The sequence below is a fragment of the Listeria monocytogenes ATCC 19117 genome (assembly GCF_000307025.1).
Lineage (GTDB): Bacteria > Bacillota > Bacilli > Lactobacillales > Listeriaceae > Listeria > Listeria monocytogenes_B.
This window is the reverse complement of sequence record NC_018584.1, coordinates 2,546,631-2,569,632: the sequence shown is the minus strand read 5'-3', so window position 1 is coordinate 2,569,632 and position 23,002 is coordinate 2,546,631. Positions and strand designations below refer to the sequence as shown.

At 38.6% G+C, this 23,002-nt stretch carries 20 protein-coding genes and 1 tRNA gene; 18 read left to right on the top strand and 3 right to left on the bottom strand.

The genetic code is table 11. The features are described 5' to 3' along the window. Window positions 1-4: 4 nt before the first annotated feature. From trxB to namA, 8 genes are all read left to right on the top strand, one after another. Window positions 5-964, top strand: coding sequence for a thioredoxin-disulfide reductase (trxB, locus tag LMOATCC19117_RS12680; protein ID WP_003722610.1), 960 nt, complete (start codon window positions 5-7; stop codon window positions 962-964). Window positions 965-1,083: 119 nt separating this feature from the next. Continuing rightward, window positions 1,084-2,067, top strand: a complete 984-nt coding sequence (gene galE / locus LMOATCC19117_RS12675) for a UDP-glucose 4-epimerase GalE (protein WP_003725411.1) — start codon at window positions 1,084-1,086, stop codon at window positions 2,065-2,067. A gap of 16 nt (window positions 2,068-2,083) precedes the next feature. Then, window positions 2,084-3,145, top strand: coding sequence for an aldose epimerase family protein (locus LMOATCC19117_RS12670; RefSeq protein WP_003741152.1), 1,062 nt, complete (start codon window positions 2,084-2,086; stop codon window positions 3,143-3,145). A gap of 41 nt (window positions 3,146-3,186) precedes the next feature. Next, window positions 3,187-4,917, top strand: coding sequence for a phospho-sugar mutase (locus LMOATCC19117_RS12665; protein ID WP_003734494.1), 1,731 nt, complete (start codon window positions 3,187-3,189; stop codon window positions 4,915-4,917). A gap of 107 nt (window positions 4,918-5,024) precedes the next feature. Continuing rightward, window positions 5,025-5,900: an RNase adapter RapZ gene (gene rapZ, locus LMOATCC19117_RS12660; RefSeq protein ID WP_003722606.1), complete on the top strand. Its 876-nt coding sequence runs from the start codon at window positions 5,025-5,027 to the stop codon at window positions 5,898-5,900. Window position 5,901: 1 nt separating this feature from the next. Beyond that, window positions 5,902-6,870: a YvcK family protein gene (locus LMOATCC19117_RS12655; protein ID WP_003734495.1), complete on the top strand. Its 969-nt coding sequence runs from the start codon at window positions 5,902-5,904 to the stop codon at window positions 6,868-6,870. 7 nt (window positions 6,871-6,877) lie between these two features. Then, complete coding sequence (gene whiA / locus LMOATCC19117_RS12650) at window positions 6,878-7,849, top strand: DNA-binding protein WhiA (protein ID WP_003725407.1); 972 nt, start codon at window positions 6,878-6,880, stop codon at window positions 7,847-7,849. A 26-nt stretch (window positions 7,850-7,875) separates the two neighbouring features. Continuing rightward, window positions 7,876-8,892: an NADPH dehydrogenase NamA gene (gene namA, locus LMOATCC19117_RS12645; RefSeq protein ID WP_003725406.1), complete on the top strand. Its 1,017-nt coding sequence runs from the start codon at window positions 7,876-7,878 to the stop codon at window positions 8,890-8,892. Between the two features lie 52 nt (window positions 8,893-8,944). Here the strand turns inward: namA and inlP are convergent, their stop codons facing one another. Then, on the bottom strand, window positions 8,945-10,111 hold the full coding sequence (gene inlP, locus LMOATCC19117_RS12640) for a class 3 internalin InlP (protein WP_003734496.1): 1,167 nt from the start codon (window positions 10,109-10,111) through the stop codon (window positions 8,945-8,947). Window positions 10,112-10,327: 216 nt separating this feature from the next. Between inlP and LMOATCC19117_RS12635 the strand changes: the two genes are divergently transcribed. Then, on the top strand, window positions 10,328-11,719 hold the full coding sequence (locus tag LMOATCC19117_RS12635; RefSeq protein ID WP_003734497.1) for an amino acid permease: 1,392 nt from the start codon (window positions 10,328-10,330) through the stop codon (window positions 11,717-11,719). Between the two features lie 48 nt (window positions 11,720-11,767). On the opposite strand, the gene clpP is transcribed toward LMOATCC19117_RS12635, so the two are convergent. Beyond that, the gene (gene clpP, locus LMOATCC19117_RS12630) at window positions 11,768-12,364 is read right to left on the bottom strand and encodes an ATP-dependent Clp endopeptidase proteolytic subunit ClpP (RefSeq protein WP_003722600.1); all 597 of its coding nucleotides are present in this window, start codon (window positions 12,362-12,364) and stop codon (window positions 11,768-11,770) included. Between the two features lie 156 nt (window positions 12,365-12,520). Between clpP and LMOATCC19117_RS12625 the strand changes: the two genes are divergently transcribed. After that, window positions 12,521-13,957 carry a lytic polysaccharide monooxygenase gene (locus tag LMOATCC19117_RS12625; RefSeq protein ID WP_003734498.1) on the top strand — a complete coding sequence of 479 codons (1,437 nt, stop codon included), beginning with the start codon at window positions 12,521-12,523 and terminating at the stop codon, window positions 13,955-13,957. Between the two features lie 119 nt (window positions 13,958-14,076). After that, window positions 14,077-14,148, top strand: a tRNA-Arg gene (locus LMOATCC19117_RS12620). 56 nt (window positions 14,149-14,204) lie between these two features. Here LMOATCC19117_RS12620 and LMOATCC19117_RS12615 read toward each other — a convergent pair. Then, the gene (locus tag LMOATCC19117_RS12615) at window positions 14,205-14,540 is read right to left on the bottom strand and encodes a hypothetical protein (protein WP_003725402.1); all 336 of its coding nucleotides are present in this window, start codon (window positions 14,538-14,540) and stop codon (window positions 14,205-14,207) included. A gap of 232 nt (window positions 14,541-14,772) precedes the next feature. Between LMOATCC19117_RS12615 and LMOATCC19117_RS12610 the strand changes: the two genes are divergently transcribed. The 7 genes from LMOATCC19117_RS12610 to gap all read left to right on the top strand — a co-directional run bounded on the left by LMOATCC19117_RS12610 (window position 14,773) and on the right by gap (window position 22,949). Beyond that, window positions 14,773-15,171, top strand: a complete 399-nt coding sequence (locus LMOATCC19117_RS12610; protein WP_003741138.1) for a hypothetical protein — start codon at window positions 14,773-14,775, stop codon at window positions 15,169-15,171. Window positions 15,172-15,187: 16 nt separating this feature from the next. Then, window positions 15,188-15,796 (top strand): TetR/AcrR family transcriptional regulator, encoded by a 609-nt coding sequence (locus LMOATCC19117_RS12605; RefSeq protein ID WP_003727916.1) that lies wholly within the window; start codon window positions 15,188-15,190, stop codon window positions 15,794-15,796. Window positions 15,797-15,875: 79 nt separating this feature from the next. Next, complete coding sequence (locus tag LMOATCC19117_RS12600) at window positions 15,876-18,038, top strand: MMPL family transporter (RefSeq protein WP_003742920.1); 2,163 nt, start codon at window positions 15,876-15,878, stop codon at window positions 18,036-18,038. A 78-nt stretch (window positions 18,039-18,116) separates the two neighbouring features. After that, window positions 18,117-19,043, top strand: coding sequence for a dipeptidase (locus LMOATCC19117_RS12595; RefSeq protein WP_003725398.1), 927 nt, complete (start codon window positions 18,117-18,119; stop codon window positions 19,041-19,043). A 159-nt stretch (window positions 19,044-19,202) separates the two neighbouring features. Continuing rightward, a complete protein-coding gene (rpoN, locus tag LMOATCC19117_RS12590) occupies window positions 19,203-20,591 on the top strand; it encodes an RNA polymerase factor sigma-54 (RefSeq protein WP_014929123.1) in 1,389 nt (462 codons plus the stop codon). Between the two features lie 268 nt (window positions 20,592-20,859). Then, window positions 20,860-21,906: a sugar-binding transcriptional regulator gene (locus LMOATCC19117_RS12585; protein ID WP_003727920.1), complete on the top strand. Its 1,047-nt coding sequence runs from the start codon at window positions 20,860-20,862 to the stop codon at window positions 21,904-21,906. A gap of 32 nt (window positions 21,907-21,938) precedes the next feature. Then, window positions 21,939-22,949, top strand: a complete 1,011-nt coding sequence (gene gap, locus LMOATCC19117_RS12580) for a type I glyceraldehyde-3-phosphate dehydrogenase (RefSeq protein ID WP_014929122.1) — start codon at window positions 21,939-21,941, stop codon at window positions 22,947-22,949. Window positions 22,950-23,002: the final 53 nt, after the last annotated feature.

Sequence of the window (23,002 nt, the reverse complement as noted above, 5' to 3'; positions counted from 1 at the left end):
AAGAATGGCTAGTGAAGAAAAAATTTATGATGTGATTATTATTGGAGCGGGACCAGCTGGAATGACAGCTGCTTTATATACTTCCCGTGCAGATTTAGATACGTTAATGATTGAACGCGGAGTACCCGGCGGACAAATGGTTAACACAGCTGAGGTTGAAAATTACCCTGGATTTGATAGTATTTTAGGACCAGATTTATCCGATAAGATGCTTAGCGGTGCGAAACAATTTGGCGCTGAGTATGCTTATGGGGACATTAAAGAAGTCGTTGATGGCAAAGAATTTAAAACTGTAACGGCTGGATCGAAAACCTATAAAGCTCGGGCGATTATTATTGCGACTGGTGCTGAACACCGGAAACTTGGTGCAGCTGGCGAAGAAGAGCTTAGTGGACGCGGCGTTTCTTATTGTGCTGTTTGTGATGGAGCTTTCTTCAAAAATCGCGAATTAATCGTGGTTGGCGGCGGAGACTCTGCAGTGGAAGAAGGAACTTATTTGACTCGTTATGCAGATAAAGTAACGATAGTACACCGTCGTGATAAATTGCGCGCACAACAAATTTTACAAGATCGTGCTTTCAAAGATGAAAAAGTTGATTTCATTTGGAATAGTACAGTAGAAGAAATTGTTGGCGATGGCAAAAAAGTAACTGGAGCAAAACTTGTTTCCACAGTGGATGGTTCCGAATCTATTATGCCAGTGGATGGTGTTTTCATCTATGTTGGACTTGTTCCACTTACGAAAGCATTCTTAAATTTAGGTATTACAGATGATGAAGGATACATCGTAACGGACGAGGAAATGCGTACAAACCTTCCTGGTATTTTTGCAGCTGGTGATGTTCGTGCGAAAAGCTTACGCCAAATTGTAACAGCAACAGGCGATGGCGGACTTGCTGGACAAAACGCTCAAAAATATGTAGAAGAATTAAAAGAGTCGCTAGAAGCAGAGGCAGCTAAATAACAGTAAAGAAAACTCGAATGGGTCTGAGATTATTTATCTTAGACCCATTTTTGCGTGACTATATAGACTTGAGTAGTGTAAAATGGAAGACAAAGACTATTGTTAGGAGAGAGATAATAATGAGTATTGTTGTACTTGGTGGCGCTGGCTATATCGGTTCACATGCAGTAGATGAGTTAATTACTCGCGGATATGAAGTAGTAGTTATTGATAATTTAAGAACAGGGCACAAGGAATCCATTCATACAAAGGCAAAATTTTATGAAGGAGATATTCGAGATAAGGCATTTTTAAGTTCAGTTTTTGAAAAAGAAAAGGTAGATGGTGTGATTCACTTTGCTGCTAGTTCACTTGTAGGAGAATCGATGGAAGTACCGCTTGTTTATTTAAATAATAATGTTTATGGTACGCAAATTGTCTTAGAAGTGATGGAGCAATTTGGTGTGAAGCATATTGTCTTTTCTTCTAGCGCTGCAACATATGGTGAGCCAGAACGAGTACCGATTACGGAAGATATGCCAACAAATCCGGAAAGTACTTACGGCGAAACGAAGCTAATCATGGAAAAAATGATGAAATGGTGCGATAAAGCGTATGATATGAAATATGTTGCACTCCGGTATTTTAATGTTGCTGGCGCCAAAGCGGATGGTTCAATTGGGGAAGATCACAAACCAGAATCACACTTAGTCCCAATTATTTTACAAGTTGCGCTTGGTCAACGAGAAAAATTAGCGATTTACGGTGACGACTACAATACGCCTGATGGTACTTGTATTCGTGATTATGTACAAGTAGAAGATTTAATTGACGCGCATATTAAAGCGCTAGAATACTTGAAAAATGGCGGGGAAAGTAATATTTTCAACCTTGGTAGCAGTAACGGTTTTTCAGTGAAAGAAATGCTTGAAGCAGCTCGTACTGTAACAGGTAAAGAAATTCCAGCTGAAGTTGTACCACGCCGTGCAGGAGATCCAGGAACGTTAATTGCTTCAAGTGATAAAGCGCGTGAAATTCTTGGTTGGGAGCCAACTTATACAGACGTAAAAGATATTATCGCCACTGCTTGGAAATGGCACGTATCTCATCCAAATGGCTATTAATAACTTATGAAGGAATGTGATTTTTATCGAAGTAATGAAGGAGCGATTTGGGGAGTTTGAGGGAGAAACTGTTTGGAAGTGGACGATGGTAAATGATCATGGTATGCGCATGAGTGTTTTAAATTACGGAGCGATTGTTACTTCCCTTGAAACAAAAGATAAATTTGGTGATTTTGCGAATATTAGTCTTGGTTTTACAAATTTAGATGATTATTTGGCACACTCCCCATACTTCGGCGCGACACTTGGCCCTGTTGCTGGACGCATTACAAATGGGCAATTTAGTTTGGACGGTAAACAATTTCAACTGATTCAAAATGAAGGAGCTAACCATCGTCACGGTGGGAAATTCAATTTTAGTAAGAAGCTTTGGGATGTTTCAGTAGAAAAAAGTCTTGATCAAATTGTGATGACTTTTGAATACTGCTGGGCGGATGGAGAAAATGGCTATCCAGGAAATATTGATGCAAAAATGACATATACGTTAAATAATAAAAATGAATGGCTGCTTGATTATGAAGCGAAAAGCGATCAGCCGACTATATATAACCCGAGCAATCATATTTATTTTAATCTAAGCGGAGAAGCTGGTTCAACGGTTTTACAACATCAGCTTTGGGTTAATAGTGACAGCTTCCTACCAATTGATGAAGAGTTTCTCCCAATTGGGGAAAAGCGGTTAGCGGAAAATACTATCTTTGATTTGCGTGCAGGTCGTGAAGTAGCGGAGATTACACAAAGTCAGGACCAGCAAGTAAAATTAGTTGGTGCGGGGCTGGATCATGCATTCATTTTAAAACATGAAAATAGTCGTCCAGATGCAGTTTTGTTTGATCCAAAGTCAGGACGGCGCTTGGAAATGGAAACCAAAGCTGACTCGGTATTAATTTATACGGCGAATAGTTTGGATGGCTCTTTTGAGATTGGCGAGCGAACTGTGCCAAAATATGCTGGCATAACAATGGAAACACAGGGTTTAGTAGATGCGATTAACCATGACGGATTTGGTGATATTGTACTTCGACCAGAAAAACCTTTTACATCTAGAACAGCTTTTCGTTTCACAGTGGAGAGCTGATAAATTTTAATTAAAGAGTTCTAAATGAAGGAGTGTAGAGAATGAATTGGCAAGAAGAATATCAAAAATGGGTTGCTAATGACAAATTAGATAGCACATTAAGAAAACAATTAACGAATATGGAAGCAAATGAAAAAGAACTTGAGGATAGTTTTTATCGTAATATGGAATTTGGAACGGCTGGGATGCGTGGTGTACTAGGCGCTGGAACAAACCGCATGAATATCTATACTATTCGTAAGGCTTCTCTAGGTTTGGCGCAATTTGTGGCGGAGAACGGGGAAGAGGCTAAAAAACGTGGGATAGTTATTGCGTATGATCCTCGTCATATGTCGCGTGAATTTGCTTTTGAATCGGCGGCGGTATTAGGGCATCATGGTGTGAAAAGCTATGTTTTTGATGCGCTTCGACCAACACCGGAACTTTCCTTTGCAGTACGTCATTTAAATGCGTTTGGTGGGATTGTTATTACAGCTAGCCATAACCCACCAGAATACAATGGCTACAAGATTTATGGTGAAGATGGCGGACAAATGCCTCCAACAGGGGCAAGTGCTGTAATTGAATACATAAACGCGGTAGAGGATATTTTTTCTGTAGAAGTAGCGAACCAAGAGCTATTAATTGAAAATGGTTTACTTGAGGTAATCAGTGAAAAAGTAGACCGTCCATATTTGGAAAAATTAAAAGAGGTTATTGTCAATAAAGAGCTTGTTCAAGAACGAGGGGAGGATTTGAAAATTGTTTTCACGCCCCTTCATGGTACTGGCGGAATTCTTGGCGTTCCTGCGCTTGAAAGTGTTGGCTTTACGAATATTGTTAAGGTTGACGAGCAATTTGTGAATGATCCCGATTTTGGAACGGTAAAATCGCCTAACCCGGAAAACCGCGAAGCCTTTTTACTTGCGATTGAATATGGTAAGAAGTTTGGTGGCGACATTTTAGTCGGAACAGATCCGGATGCTGACCGTTTAGGCGTGGCAGTTCGTAATCTTGACGGCGAATATGAAGTGTTATCTGGAAACCAAATTGGCGCGATTATTTTACATTATTTATTAAAACAAAAGAAAGCGCAAAATGAATTGCCAGCTAATGCAGCGGTATTAAAATCTATTGTAACAAGTAATCTTGGAACAGAAATCGCGAAACATTACGGTGCGGAAATGATTGAAGTATTAACTGGTTTCAAATTTATTGCAGAACAAATTAAGCACTTTGAAGAAACTGGCAAGCATACGTTTGAATTTGGTTATGAAGAAAGTAATGGTTATATGGTTAAGCCGTTTACGCGTGATAAAGATGCGATTCAAGCGGTGCTTGCGATTGCGGAAGTGGCGCTCGTTAGCAAAGTAGAAGGTGGAAGTTTACTAGAAGATTTAGAGCAAATTTATGCTGAGTTTGGCTATTACAAAGAAGATCTAGTTTCCTTAACTTTAAGCGGTAAGGATGGTTCTCGGCGCATCAAAGAAATTACAAGTAATTTTCGCGAGCAACTACCAACAAGTATGGGTGGATTCCCCGTGGAACGTGCGGAAGATTATTTAAGAAGCGAAACAACTTGGATTGCTACCGGAAAAACGGAAGCGATTCATTTGCCAACAGCAGATGTCATTAAATGTTATTTTGAAGATGGTTCATGGTTCTGTTTACGTCCATCCGGCACAGAACCGAAAATCAAATTCTACTTTAGTATTCGTGGTGAAAGTAAAGAAGAAAGTGCAACAAAATTAGAAAAAGTGAAAGCTGATTTGATGCAACATATCGAAGCTTAAAAAGAAAAATCCCGGAAACTCGCTTTAGAGACTTTTCCGGGATTTTCTAGTGAGAAGTGTGCTAAAATGGAAGATAGATATTATTTGTGCGAAAGGATGAGGCAGATATGGCTTCTAAACAATTAAAATTAGTAATCATTACTGGGATGTCTGGAGCAGGAAAAACAGTCGCAATGCAGTCTTTAGAAGATCTCGGTTATTTTTGTGTAGATAATTTACCGCCAAGTTTACTTCCAAAGTTCTGGGAGCTAATGAAAGAAAGCGATAAAATGGATAAAATCGCGCTCGTAATGGATCTTCGCGGCCGTGAGTTTTTCGATTCCATTGAACCAGCGCTAGATGAGCTAGATAATACCAATTTTATAACAACGAAAATCCTCTTTTTAGAGGCTGATGATAAGGTACTTGTTTCGCGTTATAAAGAAACGCGCCGCCACCATCCACTGGAGCCTAATGGGTCTGTGCTAGACGGGATTAATGCAGAGCGCGAACTGCTTAGTGATTTAAAAGGCCGTTCGCAGTTAGTTATTAATACATCGAATATGGCGCCACGTGAGTTACGCGAGCGAATTAACAATGAATTCCAAACCGAAGATAAAGATATATTCAATGTGCAATTGATGTCATTTGGTTTCAAATACGGCATTCCGATTGATGCTGATTTAGTGTTTGATGTGCGCTTTTTACCGAATCCGCATTACATTGACAAAATGCGTCCGTTGACAGGACTTGATGAAGATGTGTATGAATATGTGATGAAATGGCCAGAAACGCAGACCTTTTTAGATAAGTTAGTAGATCTATTAATGTTTACACTTCCTTTTTACAAACGAGAAGGAAAAACACAATTAGTTATTGCCATTGGATGTACTGGAGGACAGCATCGTTCAGTAGCTTTGACAGAGTTCGTTGGTAAGGCAATTCAACAAAAATATGAAACAACGATTTCACACCGAGATATGAAACGTAGAAAGGGCCGTTAATATGAAAAAGGAAATGAAACCTAAAGTAGTAGTAATCGGTGGCGGGACCGGTCTTCCAGTCATTTTAAAAGGGCTTAAAAAGAAGGATATTCATTTAACGGCCATTGTGACCGTAGCGGACGATGGTGGTAGTTCTGGTAAAATTCGCGAGCAAATGGATGTGCTTCCCCCAGGTGATATACGCAATGTCATGCTAGCTTTATCCAATGTTGATCCACGGGTTGTCGATTTATTTCAATATCGTTTTGCGGTAGATGGTGATTTATCGGGGCATGTTATTGGAAATTTGATTTTAACGGCTTTATCGCAATTGAATGATAGTTATGTTGATGCGATTAATGTGCTAGCAACGGTGCTGAAAATCCGCGGCAAAGTTATTCCAGCAACGGATCAACCACTCATCTTAAATGCCGAAATGGAAGATGGTTCTATTGTGCACGGTGAATCGCTTATCCCGTTACAAGGAAAGCATATTAATCGTGTGTATATTGAACCAGAAAATGTAAAACCATATCCGACAGCAGTCGAAGCAGTGAAAGAGGCTGATTTGATTGTTATTGGTCCAGGGAGTTTATACACAAGTATTTTACCAAATCTATTACTTACGGAATTAGCTGATGAAATTATAGCAAGCAAGGCTCCGAAAGTATACATTACGAACATTTTAACGCAAATTGGCGAAACCGACTTTTTCTCAGATGCGGATCATATTAAAGTTATCCATGAGCATGTGGGAAAATCTTTTATAGATAAAACGTTAATTAATACGACGACTGTTCCGAAAGAACTTTTATTCCCAGAGGATGTTGCGCAAGTAGAGCATAATGCCAAAGGAATGGAAGAGCTTGGCGTAGAAGCCATTTATCAAGATTTTCTTTCTACAGAGGATGGCCTTGTGCGCCATGCCGCTGAAAAGGTGGCGGACGCGCTTTTAGCGATGTTACCTAACCAAACTATTGAAAAGGAGTGAGTAAGCCATGTCATTTGCATCGGAAACCAAGAAAGAATTAACCCATATGGACGTAAGTGATAGCGATGCAAAAGTGGAACTCGCAGCTTTTATTCGAATGAATGGTGCCATCTCGTTTTCGAATCAATTAGTGATAATGGATGTCCAAACCGAGAATGCAGCCATAGCTAGACGAATGTATCAATTACTGAAAGACTTATACGAAGTGCCAATAGAACTTCTTGTACGTCGCAAAATGAAGTTGAAAAAAAATAATGTTTATATAGTTCGCTTGAAGTCAGGTACACGGGGGATTTTGGAAGATTTACGGATACTAGAGCCACCGATGACGTTTACGAAATCGATTGATAGGGGATTTGTTAAGAAGAGAAGCGCTAAACGTGCTTATTTGCGTGGAGCCTTTTTGGCAAGTGGGTCAGTTAATAATCCGGAAACTTCTTCTTATCATTTAGAAATTTTCTCTGTTTATGAGGAGCACAATGAGGCGATTTGCGCTTTGATGAATCAATTCGATCTCAATGCGCGAACGCTTGAACGGAAAAATGGTTTTATTACCTATTTGAAAGAAGCAGAAAAAATCACGGAATTCTTGAGTATTATCGGAGCAACTAGCGCGCTTCTTCATTTTGAGGATGTTCGGATTATGCGTGATATGCGGAATTCGGTGAACAGGCTAGTGAACTGTGAAACGGCGAATCTCAACAAGACAATTAATGCGGCTGTTAGGCAAATCGATAATATCAAGTATATCCAATCAACCGTTGGGCTAGAAGCTTTACCAGAACGACTGCGTGAGATTGCAGCGCTTCGTATAGCTAATGAAGATGTTACCTTAAAAGAGCTAGGCGAAATGCTGACAACAGGTCAAGTAAGTAAATCAGGTATTAATCATCGTCTCCGGAAACTAGATCAGATTGCAGAGCGCCTTAGAAGCGGGGAAACACCAGCACAAGTAGGACTGAAAATCAGTAATAGTTAATTAAAAAGAAAAGGATGCGAATTAGAATGTCCAAATTATTTTCAGAATATAAATTAAAAGATGTAACGCTAAAAAACAGAATTGTTATGTCACCAATGTGTATGTATTCAGTAGAAAATAAAGACGGGATTGCAACAGACTTTCATTTTGCACACTATGTCTCGAGAGCTGCTGGTGGTACAGGGCTTGTCATTTTAGAAGCTACGGCTGTTCAAGAAGTAGGCCGGATTTCTGAATTTGATTTAGGACTATGGAATGACGAGCAAGTTCCAGCTTTGAAAAAATTAGTAGATGGACTTCATTATCACGGAGCAAAAGCAGGAATTCAATTAGCACACGCTGGAAGAAAAGCTGTTTTACCAGGTGAAATAGTGGCTCCTTCTGCTATTGCTTTTGATGAAAAATCAGACAAACCAGTAGAGCTTACGAAAGAAGCAATTAAAGAGGTTGTGGCTGATTTTAAACGTGCCGCTTATCGTGCAAAAGAAGCGGGATTTGATGTTATTGAGATTCATGCTGCTCATGGTTATTTAATTCACCAATTCTTATCACCAATTACGAATCGTCGCGAAGATAATTACGGTGGACCTGCTGGCAATCGATATAAAATTTTAAGTGATATTATTAAAGCAGTGAAGGAAGTATGGGACGGCCCGATTATCGTTCGAGTATCCGCTACTGACTATGCACATGGCGGTTTGCAACTAGAAGATCATATTCCTTTTGCAAAATGGATGAAAGCAGATGGCGTGGAACTAATTGATGTGAGTACAGGTGGTTTAGTTAATGTGGCTCCACCAGTTTTCCCAGGTTATCAAGTGCCATTCGCAGATGAAATTCGTCGCGGGGCGGGTATTGCGACTGGAGCGCTTGGGCTTATTACACGAGGCGAACAAGCGGAAGAAATTTTATGCAATGAACGAGCGGATTTAATTATTGTTGGTCGTGAATTATTACGAAATCCTTATTTTGCTAAAGATGCAGCCAAACAATTAGGCGAAACAATTGAAGGACCAAAACAATATTCACGCGCGTGGAAATAAATAAAAAGCTGGAAGTTCAGAGTTTTTGAACTTCCAGCTTTTTTAGTAGAAATTAATTAATAGTTACATTCCAATCATAAGAGCATACGCCTCCAGTGGCATAATTGTGATTATACGAGATGTCTAATTTATACTCACCAGGACTTAGAGCGGATGTATCCACTGTTATAGAGTTGTCCTCCGCATTAACTGTCGTCGGAAGTTGGACTATATTAGTCCCGATATATTCTCCTGTAACTTCTGGGCTGACTAACATGTTAATTTCTTCCATTTGGAAATAAATAGGTAAATCAATAGTACATGTATTGCCCTGATTAATAGTTTGATCAGGAAGCTCTCCATTTTGACTTTGAACATAAATAGTATCTAATACATTAGAAGGTAGTTCAGTTAAAAAATTATAATCTAAGTTTAATGATTCTAAACTAGGTAAGTTGGTGTAGTTAACCATCGTACCGGTTAAATTGTTATGTCTTAAATTTAAATCAGTTAAGTTAGGTAAATTTTGAAAATCTGGTGTATTGGTTAATAAATTTGCATTTAAATCTAAAAATGTGAGATTTGGTATATTTTGAAAATCAGGAATAGTTGTCAATTGGTTAGAACTTAGATCCAACGTAATAAGTAAAGGAATATTATTAAAATTAGGAAGTTCATCGCTTGTAATTGACATATCAGACATATAAAGCTGTTTTAAAGCAGGCATCCCGGTAAAGTCAGGGATAGAGCCGACTAAATTATTTCCGCTCATTGTAATGGTATCCATTTCAGGATAATTTTGGTAGTTTGGAAGGGATAAGTTTCTAGTTAATCTTCCAGGTGAATCAGCAAAAAATAACGTTTTTAAATGTGGAATTGTAGTAATATCAGGGAACTCCGTTAATTTAGCCCCAAATTCCATAATACTTACATCTGTGACATTGTTAAACATGGCACGCTCTAGTAATTGCATGGAATCATTCGTAATCGTATGTGTTTCAAACCCTAAACTAGTTAATGCATCCAAATCATCTTGATCAATAACATCATTCACAGAGTCTTTGTTTAAGTTTCTAGCCATATCTTTGGCTAATCCATCATCTGGGAAAACATCAATAATTGGAGCGGGTAGTGGATATAAATCAGAAGCAGCTTTTGCCTTCAGATCTAAACCAGTAAAGCTTAGTGACAAAATGGCTAATAATAAAGCTGTGCTTAAAAACATGAAAACTTTTCTCAATGTATTCAGTCCTTTCTTTTTTAGAGGTCTAAAGGATAACACGAAAAAACCAAGAAAAAATATTTACACCATATATGAACATTTTTTGTACGAAAATCTACAAATGTTGTATATTTTTCAATCTATTTATGGTACTATGAATAATAGTTTTCAAGTTAGTTTAAAAATACACATATAAATTAACTGAAAATTGGAATTTAAGAAGGAGGAATTTTTATGACGAAAGTTAATTCTTTTTTCAGAAAAAAGAGTTTTCATAACCCAGCGACAGATAAACATCATCTGAACAAAACGTTAGGAGCGTTTGATTTAACGATGCTTGGAGTCGGAGCGGTTGTTGGGGGAGGGATATTTATTCTTCCAGGGCAGGTAGCTTCTGTCATTGCGGGACCAGGAATTATTATTTCTTTTATTATTGCGGGAATTGCTTGCTGTTTGGCGGCATTATGTTATTCGGAATTTGCTTCTAAATTACCAGTCGCAGGTAGCGCATATACTTACAGTTACCATGTGTTCGGGGAAGGTGTTGCATGGATTTTAGGGTGGTCGCTGATTTTAGAATATGGTCTGGCTGTTGCTGCAATCGCAAGTGGTTGGTCTTCTTATATGAAGAGTCTACTAGCAGGATTTGACTTACATATTCCAACGGTGATTTCTTCAGCTTATGACCCGAGTGCCGGAACCTATTTTGATTTACTTGCATTTGTAGTAGTTATGGTAATTGGTATTTTACTTAGTTTTGGTATTCGTGAATCCACACGAGTGAATAATATTATGGTGTTAGTAAAAATTGCAGTGGTTGTATTATTTATTTTAGTAGGAGCTTTCTATGTGAAACCTGATAATTGGACGCCGTTCTTGCCGTTTGGTGTACAAGGAGTCATTACAGGAGCTTCCACAGTTTTCTTTGCTTATATCGGCTTTGATGCTGTATCAAGTGCCGCGGAAGAAGTGAAAAATCCACAAAAAAATATGCCAATAGGAATTATTTCTTCACTGGCAATCTGTACACTACTTTATATTTTACTTTCTGCAGTACTTACAGGGGTTGTTCCTTATACGGATTTAGTTGATGTTAGTGCACCAGTTGCTTTCGCGCTTCAAGCTATTAATCAAAACTGGATTGCGGGCTTGTTGTCAGTTGGTGCGATTGTTGGGATGACAACGGTTGTACTTGTTATGTCTTATGGTGGTACACGCTTGTTATTTGCAATGGGACGTGACGGATTATTACCAAAATCGTTCTCAAAAATAAGCAAAAATGATACACCTGTGAGAAATACGATGATTTTTGCGACAGTAATGGGACTAATTGCTTCTACTGTACCGATGGCAGATTTAGCACAATTAATTAATATTGGTACGTTGTTTGCTTTTGCGATGGTTTCTATTGGGATTTTCTTTTTACGGAGAAATCCAGACTTGAATCAAAAAGGATTTAGAACGCCATTTTATCCAGTAGTACCAGCACTTTCCTTTTTGCTTTGTGTATATTTAATGATTAACTTATCTAAAACAACATGGATTGCATTCGGTATTTGGTTTGTGATAGGAATACTAGTGTATACATTCTACGGAAGAAAACATTCAGCGCTTCGTATAAAATAAGGTATAAAAAAGAGGTTTTGCATTTTGTGCAAAACCTCTTTTTTTTTATTAGCCTTTTAAGCCAGATTTGTTAATGATGATATCATCAATTAAGCCGTAATCTTTTGCTTCTTGTGCAGTCATGAAATTATCACGATCTGTATCACGAGCAATGACTTCATACGGTTGACCAGTTTTCTCAGCCATAATCGTATTCATACGTTCTTTGATTTTTAAAATGTGGCGAGCAGCGATTTCGATTTCAGTCGCTTGACCTTGAGCGCCACCAAGTGGTTGGTGAATCATAATTTCAGCGTTTGGCAAGGCAAACCGTTTGCCATTTGCACCAGCTGTTAGTAAGAATGAGCCCATGGAAGCTGCCATACCCATGCCGATAGTTTGTACGTCCGCTTTAACGAAATTCATTGTATCGTAAATGGCCATACCAGCTGAAATACTTCCACCTGGTGAATTGATATATAGGAAAATATCTTTTTCAGGATCTTGTGCATCTAAGAAGAGTAATTGAGAAACGATCGAATTCGCCACGTTATCATCAATTGCAGATCCTAACATAATAATTCTGTCTTTTAATAAACGGGAATAAATGTCGTATGCACGTTCACCGCGGCTAGTTTGTTCGATTACTGTTGGAATTAAGTTCATATCAAGATTCCTCCTGTTAAATGTGAATTTTAAATTAGCTTTGTTTATATCATACACGAATGGTCAAACTAGGTCAAACGATAAAGTCTGAGGCGAATTATTTCTATAAAATTTAACAAAAAGGTATAATGAACTATGCTGAAAGGAAGGTGCATCATGAAGAAAATGACGAAGATTGGAATGTTTTTTGCGGTGTTTACGTTAGCTGTAGTTCTTTTTCAAACAACTGCTTCAGCTCATGGATACATATCAAAACCAGCAAGTCGTGTATATTTAGCCAACAAAGGGATTAATGTTGGGGTTGGATCAGCACAATATGAACCACAAAGTGTGGAGGCTCCAAAAGGATTTCCAGCAAGCGGACCTGCTGACGGGAGTATTGCGGGCGGTGGGAAATATTCACTGTTAGACGCTCAAACTGCAAACCGTTGGGCAAAAGTAGATATACAATCAGGCCCATTAACTGTAGAATGGACATTAACTGCGCCACACAGAACAAGCAGCTGGCAATATTTTATTACTAAAAAGGGTTGGGACCCAAATAAACCGTTAACTAGAGCATCATTAGAGCCACTCACAACGATTGAAGCGGATGGAAGCGTACCAAATGCTTTAACAAAACAAGAAATTAATATTCCAGATGATCGTTCAGGATACTACGTTATTTTGGGCGTTTGGAACATTGCTGATACAGGAAATGCATTCTATCAAGTAATTGATGCAAACATTATTAATTCTAGTGTAGCACCAGCTGTTGACAACGAAGCGCCGACAGAACCGACTAATTTAGCAGCAACTACTACCGCTAAGAATGTAAGTTTGACCTGGACTGTTTCTACCGATAACGTAGGAATAAAAGGTTATGAAATTTTACGTGATGGCGTAGTACTCGGAGAAAGTCAAACAGCTTCTTATGAGGATACAGCTGTAGAATCAAATACCGCATACACTTACACTGTTCGAGCAAAAGATTTCGCCGGAAACAAATCTACATTAAGCGACAGTATTGATGTGACGACAAAAGAAGCCCCAGCAGTAGATAATGAAGCACCAACTGCACCAAAAAGTTTAATGTCTCATGGACAAACGGAGACAACTATTGCTCTTTGTTGGCAAGCCTCCACAGATAATGTAGAAGTGAAAAATTATGAAATTTATCGTAACAATACAAAAATTGCAACATCCACGAAAAACATGTTTGAAGATACAAAATTAGCCAGCAATACAAGCTATAATTATAAAGTGTATGCAGTAGATACATCTGGCAATCGTTCATTAGTAAGTAATGAAATCACTATTAAAACAAAACCGCTAGATCCACTGAACACCTGGAAATCGGACCAAATTTACCATGCAGGTGACCAAGTTTACTATAACGGAGTAGCTTATACAGCGAAATGGTGGACAAAAGGGAACACTCCAGATACAAGTGATGTTTGGCAAACAGCAAGTAGAGATATCCAAATCTGGAATGCTCAAAAAGCCTATAATGGCGGAGATAAAGTTACGTATAACGGAAAAACATACCAAGCGAAATGGTGGGTACGAGGCGAGAAGCCTGACAGTTCATCAATTTGGACATTATTAAATTAATACTTGAGCCAGCAAATCTTTGGAGGCGCTGGCTTCTTCATTTAAAATAAAACTTGTAAAACACTACGAATTTCGCTATAATTATTATTCGTACGGTAAGCATTTCTGGCCTACATATAGCCCTCGTGGTGCAACGGATAGCACGTAAGATTCCGGTTCTTAAAATGGGGGTTCGATTCCCTCCGAGGGCATACTAAAAAAACATCCCACATCTGGCAAAAGCCATGTTGTAAGATGTTTTTTCATTTTATTTAAAAATCGTATTTTTTACTTTCCAATCTTCTAGTTTAATGAAAACCCAGAAACCATAAATTCCGATAGTAATGATTGTTAGGAAGAGCCATTTAATCCAGTGACCAAAAAGTCCAACCGCAGAACCTTGGAATTTCAAGCGTCTTCCTTCAATAACTGTATGATTGATTTTCCAGCCATAAACCATACATAAAGCCCATGGATAGCAAATACCAATCGTACAAATCGTCACCAAAGTGCCAAGAATTGTCCAACCAATATATTGCAGTAAACCTCCGTCAAAAAATGATGTTCTCCCGTTTCGTGTTTCGATATTACCTAATTCTCCCATTTTGCAAACCAACTTCCCTTTATTATTTATATAATCGTTAGAACGTTTATACCCGCTTAATAAACACTAATATTGATATTAACATGAATGAATCAAGAAGAGAATACTTGATTTGACTTTTTTATGAATTATGAAGGGAAATAATTTAATCCTTTTTAAGTATCAAAAAACTTTCCCTACTTCAACCCGCCATTTTCTGGTAAAATATAAATCAGCAAGGGAGGCGCTTATTTTGGCTGCTAGTTTGAAAGACCGATTAGAAAAAGAAGTAAGAACATATAGTGCTGACAATAATTTGACCGTTCAAACGATTGATTTTTTATATGCAGGGCCCCATATGCGAGGGAGACATTCGCTTATTCTCGCGTTCACGGAAGCGGGAATTTTTACATTTGTATTTAAATTAAGTGATGCGGAAATGCACTTTTTGGATGGGGAAACGGTTCAGCAAATTGCGCTTGAGAAAAAGAAATTAGTTTATCGGTTATATATTCGTGCAGTGACCGAAGAAGGCGAGCTGGAGGAAGGAAAATATCTTGTTAGTAAGCGTGTTCTAGGTCGTAAATGGCATAAAGAAACACTAGAAAAGCTCATTAATAAAAACCTTCCATTACTAACTGCAACAAAATAAGAAAGGTGGGGTGATGATGGAAAAGAAGCGGACTCGGGCAGAAGAATTAGGAATAACTAGAAGAAAAATTTTGGATACAGCACGTGATTTATTTATGGAAAAGGGTTACCGGGCAGTTTCAACAAGAGAAATAGCTAAAATTGCCAACATTACCCAACCGGCACTATATCACCACTTTGAAGATAAAGAATCCCTATATATTGAAGTGGTTCGTGAATTGACGCAAAATATCCAAGTGGAAATGCATCCAATTATGCAAGTGACCAAAGCAAAAGAAGAACAATTACATGATATGTTAATTATGTTAATTGAGGAACATCCAACCAATATTCTATTAATGATTCACGATATTCTTAATGAAATGAAACCAGAAAATCAATTTTTACTTTATAAATTATGGCAAAAAACCTATTTGGAACCATTTCAACTATTTTTTGAGCGTCTAGAAAATGCTGGCGAATTGCGTGATGGTGTCAGTGCTGAGACTGCTGCGAGATACTGTTTGTCCACTATTAGCCCTCTTTTTTCTGGGAAAGGCAGCTTTGCGCAAAAGCAAACGACTACAGAACAAATTGATGAATTAATCAACTTAATGATGTTTGGTATATGTAAAAAAGAGGTATAATTTAGCGTGCTTCTTTTTTTGGTGTTTCACTTATCGAATGATAAACGAAAAAAATAAGCAAACTAAAGGGGGATTTATAATGAAAGATGGATTTTTAAGTAAAATTGCCAGTGGGGTTGGTGGCAAGAAAGGCCGGTTTATAACATTAGGTATTTGGATTATCGCAATTATTATTTTACAGTTTTTCTTTCCAAAAGCAGCTGATTACAAAGATGACGCTGCGAAAGATTTACCGAATTCAGAGCCTTCTGTTGTCGCCCAAAAACTCATTGACGACAAATTTGCTGGAACGGACGGGGTACCAGCGCTTATCACTTGGTATCGTTCAACTGGTTTAACAACCGAAGACTTAGTTAATATTCAAAAATACAGCAAAGAATTGACCGAAAACCCGGTAGACTATCAAAAAATGGCGGTTCCTTACGATAAAATGCCACCCGTGGCGCTCAAACAACAAGTTTCTAAAGACGGAACTACTTTTATTCAAACCGTTATTATGAAAGACAGTGCGACTTCAGATCAACTAACAGAGAGCTTCAAGCAACTTGAATCAGCGGCTAAAACAACCATTGGAGAAAATCCATTTGCACAGAAAGTATCTGCTGATGATGCGCTTGTTGCTCGGACAACTGGACCGGCTGGTATTAGCGTGGATGCGAGTGGACTATTTAAAGATGCGGACGTTTCGCTGCTAATCGGAACAGTACTACTTGTTTTAGTCTTTTTACTAGTAATTTATCGTTCGCCAATTTTAGCGTTAATTCCTTTGATTGCAGTCGGTTTTGCCTACTTAGTAATTACGCCGATTCTTGGGTTACTCGCGAAAGAAGGTATTATCACATATGGCTCACAAGGGCTCTCGATAATGACCGTATTACTATTTGGCGCCGGAACGGATTATTGTTTATTCTTAATATCCAGATTCCGCAGCCATCTGCACACAGAGAAAAACAGATTCCAAGCATTTAAAGAAGCATTTAGCGGAACAGCCGGCGCAATTGCACTTAGTGGATTGACCGTAATGGCCGCACTACTTCTATTATTAGCAGCAGAATATGGTTCATTCCACAATTTCGCCGTACCATTTAGTTTAGCGATTTTCATTATGATGATTTCCTCGCTAACACTTGTCCCAGCACTTCTAGGCATATTCGGTCGTGTGTCATTCTGGCCATTTGTCCCAAGAACCGTAGAAATGGAAGAAACACGCGCGAAGAAAAAAGGCAAAACACCAAAACACCACAAAGAAAACCGTTTTTGGCATAAAATTGGTGAAATGTCTGCGAAACATCCTGTACGAATTTTAATCATCACATTGATTATTTTAATTGGATGTGGGATTTTTACAACTCAGGTGAAATACACGTATGACACACTTTCAACGTTCCCAGAAGATATGCCATCTCGGGAAGGATTTACCTTAATTAGTGATCATTTTGGTGCCGGTATGCTTGCGCCAATGGAAGTAGTGGTAAACTCCAAAGAATCAATGAAGAGTTCGCTTGAAAATGTGGATGGAGTGGCTTCAGTGACTGGTCCAGAACGAAGCAAAGGTTATCAAAAATATACACTTATTTTAAAAGATAACCCTTATAGCAATGAAGCAATGGATGTCGTTCCAAAAGTACGTGCCGCAGCCGACAAAGGAAATGACGTATATATTGCGGGACAAACTGCGACACAATATGATGATCGCGCGGTGACAGAGCACGATGAAAAAGTGATTATTCCGCTTGTTATCGCTTTGATTGCGATTTTACTTTTATGCTACTTGCGCTCGATTACAGCAATGCTTTACTTAGTCGCTACAGTTCTCTTGTCCTTCGTTGGAGCGCTCGGCCTTGGTTGGGTCATCATTCATTACGCGATGGGAGTAGAGGCGATTTCTGGCTTAATTCCTCTCTATGCCTTTGTTTTCATCGTCGCACTCGGGGAAGATTACAATATCTTTATGATTTCTAGTATTTGGAAAAACAGCAAGAAAATGCCACTTAGAAAAGCGATTACAGAAGGTGTTGGCCAAACTGGCGGGGTTATCACGTCTGCTGGTTTAATTTTAGCAGGAACTTTCGGAGTCCTAACTACACTGCCAATTCAGCTCTTAGTACAATTTGGCTTAATTACGGCAATTGGTGTCCTACTCGATACCTTCATCGTCCGCCCGTTCCTAGTTCCATCAATTACTGTGCTCCTTGGAAAATGGGCGTTCTGGCCAGGTAAACAGCATAAGATGACAAAATGAAAACGACTTTGAAAAATCTCTTGTCTATTCCTCTGAAAAGTATATAATAGATGTATCTAAAAGGAGGAACGACAGAAAATGAGAGTAATTGATACCCACTGTGATGCGCTTTACAAGCTACAGGCTGGAAAAGGAAAATACACTTTCCAAGATGCAGAAGAACTTGATGTGAATTTTGAACGGCTTATAGAGGCTAAAATGTTACTACAAGGATTCGCTATTTTTCTTGATGAAGATATCCCTGTTGAACATAAATGGAAGAAAGCGGTTGAACAAGTTAATATTTTTAAACAACACGTACTGCACAAAGGTGGAATCATTCATCATGTGAAAAAATGGTGTGATTTAGAAAATCTACCTGAAGATAAAATTGGCGCGATGTTGACGTTAGAAGGCATTGAACCAATTGGACGTGATTTAGATAAATTAACGCAATTACTTGATGGTGGCGTATTATCTGTCGGACTAACGTGGAACAACGCCAATTTGGCAGCGGATGGCATTATGGAAGAACGTGGCGCAGGACTAACCCGCTTCGGAAAAGACATTATCCATCTTTTAAATGAAAGAAAAGTATTCACGGATGTTTCTCACTTGAGTGTAAAAGCTTTTTGGGAAACGTTGGAACAGGCTGAATTTGTGATTGCTAGTCATTCAAATGCCAAAGCAATTTGTTCTCACCCTAGAAACTTAGATGATGAACAAATCAAAGCGATGATCGAGCATGATGCGATGATTCATGTAGTCTTCTATCCACTTTTCACAACAAATAATGGTGTGGCTGATACAGAGGATGTTATTCGTCATATTGATCATATATGCGAGCTTGGCGGATTGAAAAACATTGGTTTTGGTTCAGATTTTGATGGTATCCCAGATCATGTCAAAGGCCTCGAACACGTCGGTAAATATCAAAGCTTCCTTGAAACACTCGAAAAACACTACACTAAAGAAGAGATAGAAGGATTTGCATCGCGCAACTTCTTAAACCATTTACCAAAATAAACGAAAGTCCAAGCACTGTAAGAAGTGCTTGGACTTTTTTTGAAATAGAACAAAGAGAATCTGCTGTAATTTGAAAAATGGCATGTTATAATGAAGACAATAAATGGAATTTAGTTTGGTATAAGGTATATCAGACGAATTTTTAATGGAGGTTTTAATGTGCGTTTAGAATCTAATTTCGTCCAAAAGCAACAACAAAAGCAGTCGCAGAAATTAAATATGACGCAACAATTGTCCCAGTCTATTGCAATGCTTCAATTTGCAACGGCTGATCTAGTGGCATTTTTAGAAGATAAAGCACTCGAGAACCCATTAATTGAAGTGATTCCAGGCTCGGATTTTGCAACAGACTTTTCTTACAGTAGTCGAAAAAGCGCTGGAAGTTCTGATGATACAGATTGGCTAGAACAAATAGCTGACAATAAGCTGACGTTAGCCGATGCGCTAAAAGAACAGCTACATTTAATGGATGTAACGCAAACACAAAAAATTATCGTCTTATATTTAATAGAAAGCTTAAATGACAATGGTTATTTACAAATAGATTTGAAAGATGTCAGTGCGGCGCTTTTAATGGATGATTCTAGTGTGTTAGAAGGCCTAGAAATCTTGCAAAGCATGGAGCCAGCCGGCGTTGGGGCAAGAGATGCGCGTGAATGCATTTTACTACAGATCGAACGCTCGCCGGATGCTCCTTATATTGCCTATGACGTTATCCAAAAATTCTTCACGGAATTTGCAGAGAAAAAATGGAAGAAAATCGCTGCAGAAATGGATGTTAGCTTGCAAGACATTCAAGAAGTTTCCGACTACATTCAAACCTTAAATCCAAAGCCGGGTTCTGAATTTGAGTCTGAACGCGTTCAATATGTTGTCCCGGATTTAATTTTACTCCAACACGAAGATGAATTTGCTGTTTCACTAGCAAAACAATTTCTGCCACAAGTGCGTTTCCAAGAAGCATACTACGAAACGATGCGAGCAACCGAAGAAAAAGACGTCGCCCAATTTCTACGCGAAAAAGCCGGCGAATTTGATTGGATAAAAAAAGGCATCGAACAACGCGAAAACACCTTGCAAAGAGTTGGAGAGGCGATTGTCAATCATCAGAAAGCTTATTTCCTAGATAATTCCGCGCATTTACAACCATTAACCTTAAAAGAAGTAGCGGAAGAGCTTGGTGTACATGAATCAACCGTGAGCCGTGCGGTGAATGGAAAATACATGGAAACAACGAATGGTGTGTACGAATTAAAACGCTTCTTTGCATCCGGTTTACAAAAGAAATCTTCCGAGAACGAAAACACAGGTGATATTTCAAGTACAACTATCAAAAAGCTAGTACAAGAATTTGTAGCAGCAGAAGATAAATTAAAACCACTCTCCGATCAAAAGATAGTAGATATGCTCGCAGAAAAAGAAATTCAAGTTTCAAGAAGAGCTATCGCAAAGTATCGTTTTTTGAAGAGGTGGAAAACAACTAGTATAGCCTATTTAGAAGTTTGCAGTTTAAGATTTAATTGTAAATTTCAGGTGAATATTTCATAAATGTCCCACTTAACACTTGAAGATTTGTGCCAAGACTGTTAGAATAGGGAACGTAGGGTAGTTAAAGAACATAAAAAAGATTCACCAGCGTAAGCAGAAAGAGAAGGGGTAAAAATCACATTGAGAGACACTTTGTTAACAAGCTGAAGTAGCTAGTTTAATAGTCTTGAAAGTTGTAAAAACCTCTATCTCTACTTTTTTTAGTTCTAACGGGACGTCAGATGACTAAGTGGGTCGTTAAGCGTCCAAAGATGAGGAGCAATTAAAAATGTCAGACTTAATTAACATTCAGAAAAAGTTATTGCCCGACGTTTTGATGATTATGCAAAAACGCTACCAAATCCTACGCTCGATTTATTTTTCTGAACCAGTTGGGAGACGGACACTTGCCGGAATGCTAGGCATGAGTGAACGCGTCCTGCGCGGCGAAGTAGAATTTTTGAAAGCACAAGGTTTAGTAGAAATTGCTTCTTCCGGAATGACCGTTACTAAAGAAGGCTTGGTCGTTTTTCGCGATTTGGAAAATGTCATGAATCAGCTTTCAGGGTTACATTCAATGGAAGAACAATTAGCGAAGAAATTGCAAATCAAAAAATGCTTGGTGGTGCAAGGTGATAGCGATGATACTCCATGGGTCCGCGAAGAAATGGGACGTGTGGCGGTTGAACAATTAGACATGGCGCTCACCGAAAAAAGAAACATCGTCGCAGTTATGGGCGGCTCTACAATGGCTACTGTTGCCGAAATGATGACAACTGATTTCGCAAAAGGCAGAGAACTACTTTTCGTTCCCGGTCGTGGAGGTATTGGTGAAGACCTTGACAATCAAGCGAATACAATTTGTGATAAGATGGCAACAAAGACAAACACAAAACACCGCGTTCTCTATGTTCCGGAGCAATTAGGCGAAGAAGCCTATCGTTCTTTACTGAAAGAACCGGCAATTCAAGAAGGCTTACGATTAGTACAATCTGCAAATGCTATTATTTTAGGCATAGGTGATGCGCTCGCGATGGCGAAACGCAGACATACCGGCGAAGATGTACTTGAAAAAATCATCCGTCGTAAAGCTGTAGGTGAAGCATTTGGTTATTATTTTGATGAACAAGGCGAGGTTGTACATAAGGTCCCTACATTCGGTCTTCAATTCGAAGACTTAGCGCAAATCCCGCACATTATCGCTGTTGCAGGCGGTACATCGAAAGCCAAAGCAATCAAATCGTATATGAAAAGTGCTCCAAAAAATACGATTTTAATCACGGATGAAGGAGCAGCAAAATCGCTTTTAAAAGGGAGTAATACCCTTTTGAAATAAAAAAACACTATTTTCAAGGAGGAAATTGACTTATGACAGTTAAAGTTGGTATTAATGGTTTTGGACGTATCGGACGTCTAGCATTCCGTCGTATTCAAAATGTGGAAGGAATTGAAGTTGTTGCAATCAATGGCTTAACAGACGCTAAAATGTTAGCTCACCTGTTAAAATATGATACAACTCAAGGCCGTTTTGACGGTGAAGTAGAAGTACATGATGGTTTCTTCAACGTAAACGGTAAAGAAGTTAAAGTATTAGCTAACCGTAACCCAGAAGAACTTCCATGGGGTGACCTAGGAGTAGACATCGTTTTAGAATGTACTGGTTTCTTCACAGCGCAAGACAAAGCTGAATTACACATTAAAGCTGGCGCTAAAAAAGTTGTTATCTCCGCTCCAGCAACTGGCGACATGAAAACAATCGTTTACAATGTAAACCATGAAACATTAGACGGAACTGAAACAGTTATCTCTGGCGCAAGCTGTACTACTAACTGTTTAGCTCCTATGGCTAAAGTTTTAGAAGACAAATTTGGTGTTGTTGAAGGTCTAATGACTACAATTCACGCTTACACTGGTGACCAAAATACATTAGATGCTCCACATCCAAAAGGTGACTTCCGTCGTGCACGTGCTGCTGCCGAAAATATTATCCCTAATACAACTGGTGCTGCTAAAGCTATCGGTGAAGTATTACCAACACTTAAAGGTAAATTAGACGGAGCTGCTCAACGTGTTCCAGTTCCAACTGGTTCCCTTACTGAATTAGTAACAGTTCTTGACAAAAAAGTTACTGTTGATGAAGTAAATGCAGCTATGGAAGCAGCTTCTGATCCAGAAACATTCGGTTACACTAGTGACCAAGTTGTTTCTTCTGACATCAAAGGTATGACTTTCGGTTCATTATTTGACGAAACTCAAACAAAAGTTCTTACAGTTGGCGATCAACAATTAGTTAAAACTGTAGCTTGGTACGATAACGAAATGAGCTACACTGCTCAATTAGTACGTACTTTAGAATACTTTGCAAAAATCGCTAAATAATTAGCAGATTAATTTTACTGAAGTGCTAGTCACATCAGCAATAACAAGAATAA

Bases quoted from the DNA above. Each gene is read 5' to 3' on its own strand.
- LMOATCC19117_RS12595 (WP_003725398.1), top strand. From the start codon at position 18,117: ATGAGAGTAATTGATACCCACTGTGATGCGCTTTACAAGCTACAGGCT.
- whiA (WP_003725407.1), top strand. From the start codon at position 6,878: ATGTCATTTGCATCGGAAACCAAGAAAGAATTAACCCATATGGACGTA.
- galE (WP_003725411.1), top strand. From the start codon at position 1,084: ATGAGTATTGTTGTACTTGGTGGCGCTGGCTATATCGGTTCACATGCA.
- rapZ (WP_003722606.1), top strand. From the start codon at position 5,025: ATGGCTTCTAAACAATTAAAATTAGTAATCATTACTGGGATGTCTGGA.
- clpP (WP_003722600.1), bottom strand. From the start codon at position 12,364: ATGAACTTAATTCCAACAGTAATCGAACAAACTAGCCGCGGTGAACGT.
- gap (WP_014929122.1), top strand. From the start codon at position 21,939: ATGACAGTTAAAGTTGGTATTAATGGTTTTGGACGTATCGGACGTCTA.
- LMOATCC19117_RS12625 (WP_003734498.1), top strand. From the start codon at position 12,521: ATGAAGAAAATGACGAAGATTGGAATGTTTTTTGCGGTGTTTACGTTA.
- LMOATCC19117_RS12665 (WP_003734494.1), top strand. From the start codon at position 3,187: ATGAATTGGCAAGAAGAATATCAAAAATGGGTTGCTAATGACAAATTA.
- LMOATCC19117_RS12635 (WP_003734497.1), top strand. From the start codon at position 10,328: ATGACGAAAGTTAATTCTTTTTTCAGAAAAAAGAGTTTTCATAACCCA.
- namA (WP_003725406.1), top strand. From the start codon at position 7,876: ATGTCCAAATTATTTTCAGAATATAAATTAAAAGATGTAACGCTAAAA.
- trxB (WP_003722610.1), top strand. From the start codon at position 5: ATGGCTAGTGAAGAAAAAATTTATGATGTGATTATTATTGGAGCGGGA.
- LMOATCC19117_RS12600 (WP_003742920.1), top strand. From the start codon at position 15,876: ATGAAAGATGGATTTTTAAGTAAAATTGCCAGTGGGGTTGGTGGCAAG.
- LMOATCC19117_RS12655 (WP_003734495.1), top strand. From the start codon at position 5,902: ATGAAAAAGGAAATGAAACCTAAAGTAGTAGTAATCGGTGGCGGGACC.
- LMOATCC19117_RS12585 (WP_003727920.1), top strand. From the start codon at position 20,860: ATGTCAGACTTAATTAACATTCAGAAAAAGTTATTGCCCGACGTTTTG.
- LMOATCC19117_RS12615 (WP_003725402.1), bottom strand. From the start codon at position 14,540: ATGGGAGAATTAGGTAATATCGAAACACGAAACGGGAGAACATCATTT.
- LMOATCC19117_RS12605 (WP_003727916.1), top strand. From the start codon at position 15,188: ATGGAAAAGAAGCGGACTCGGGCAGAAGAATTAGGAATAACTAGAAGA.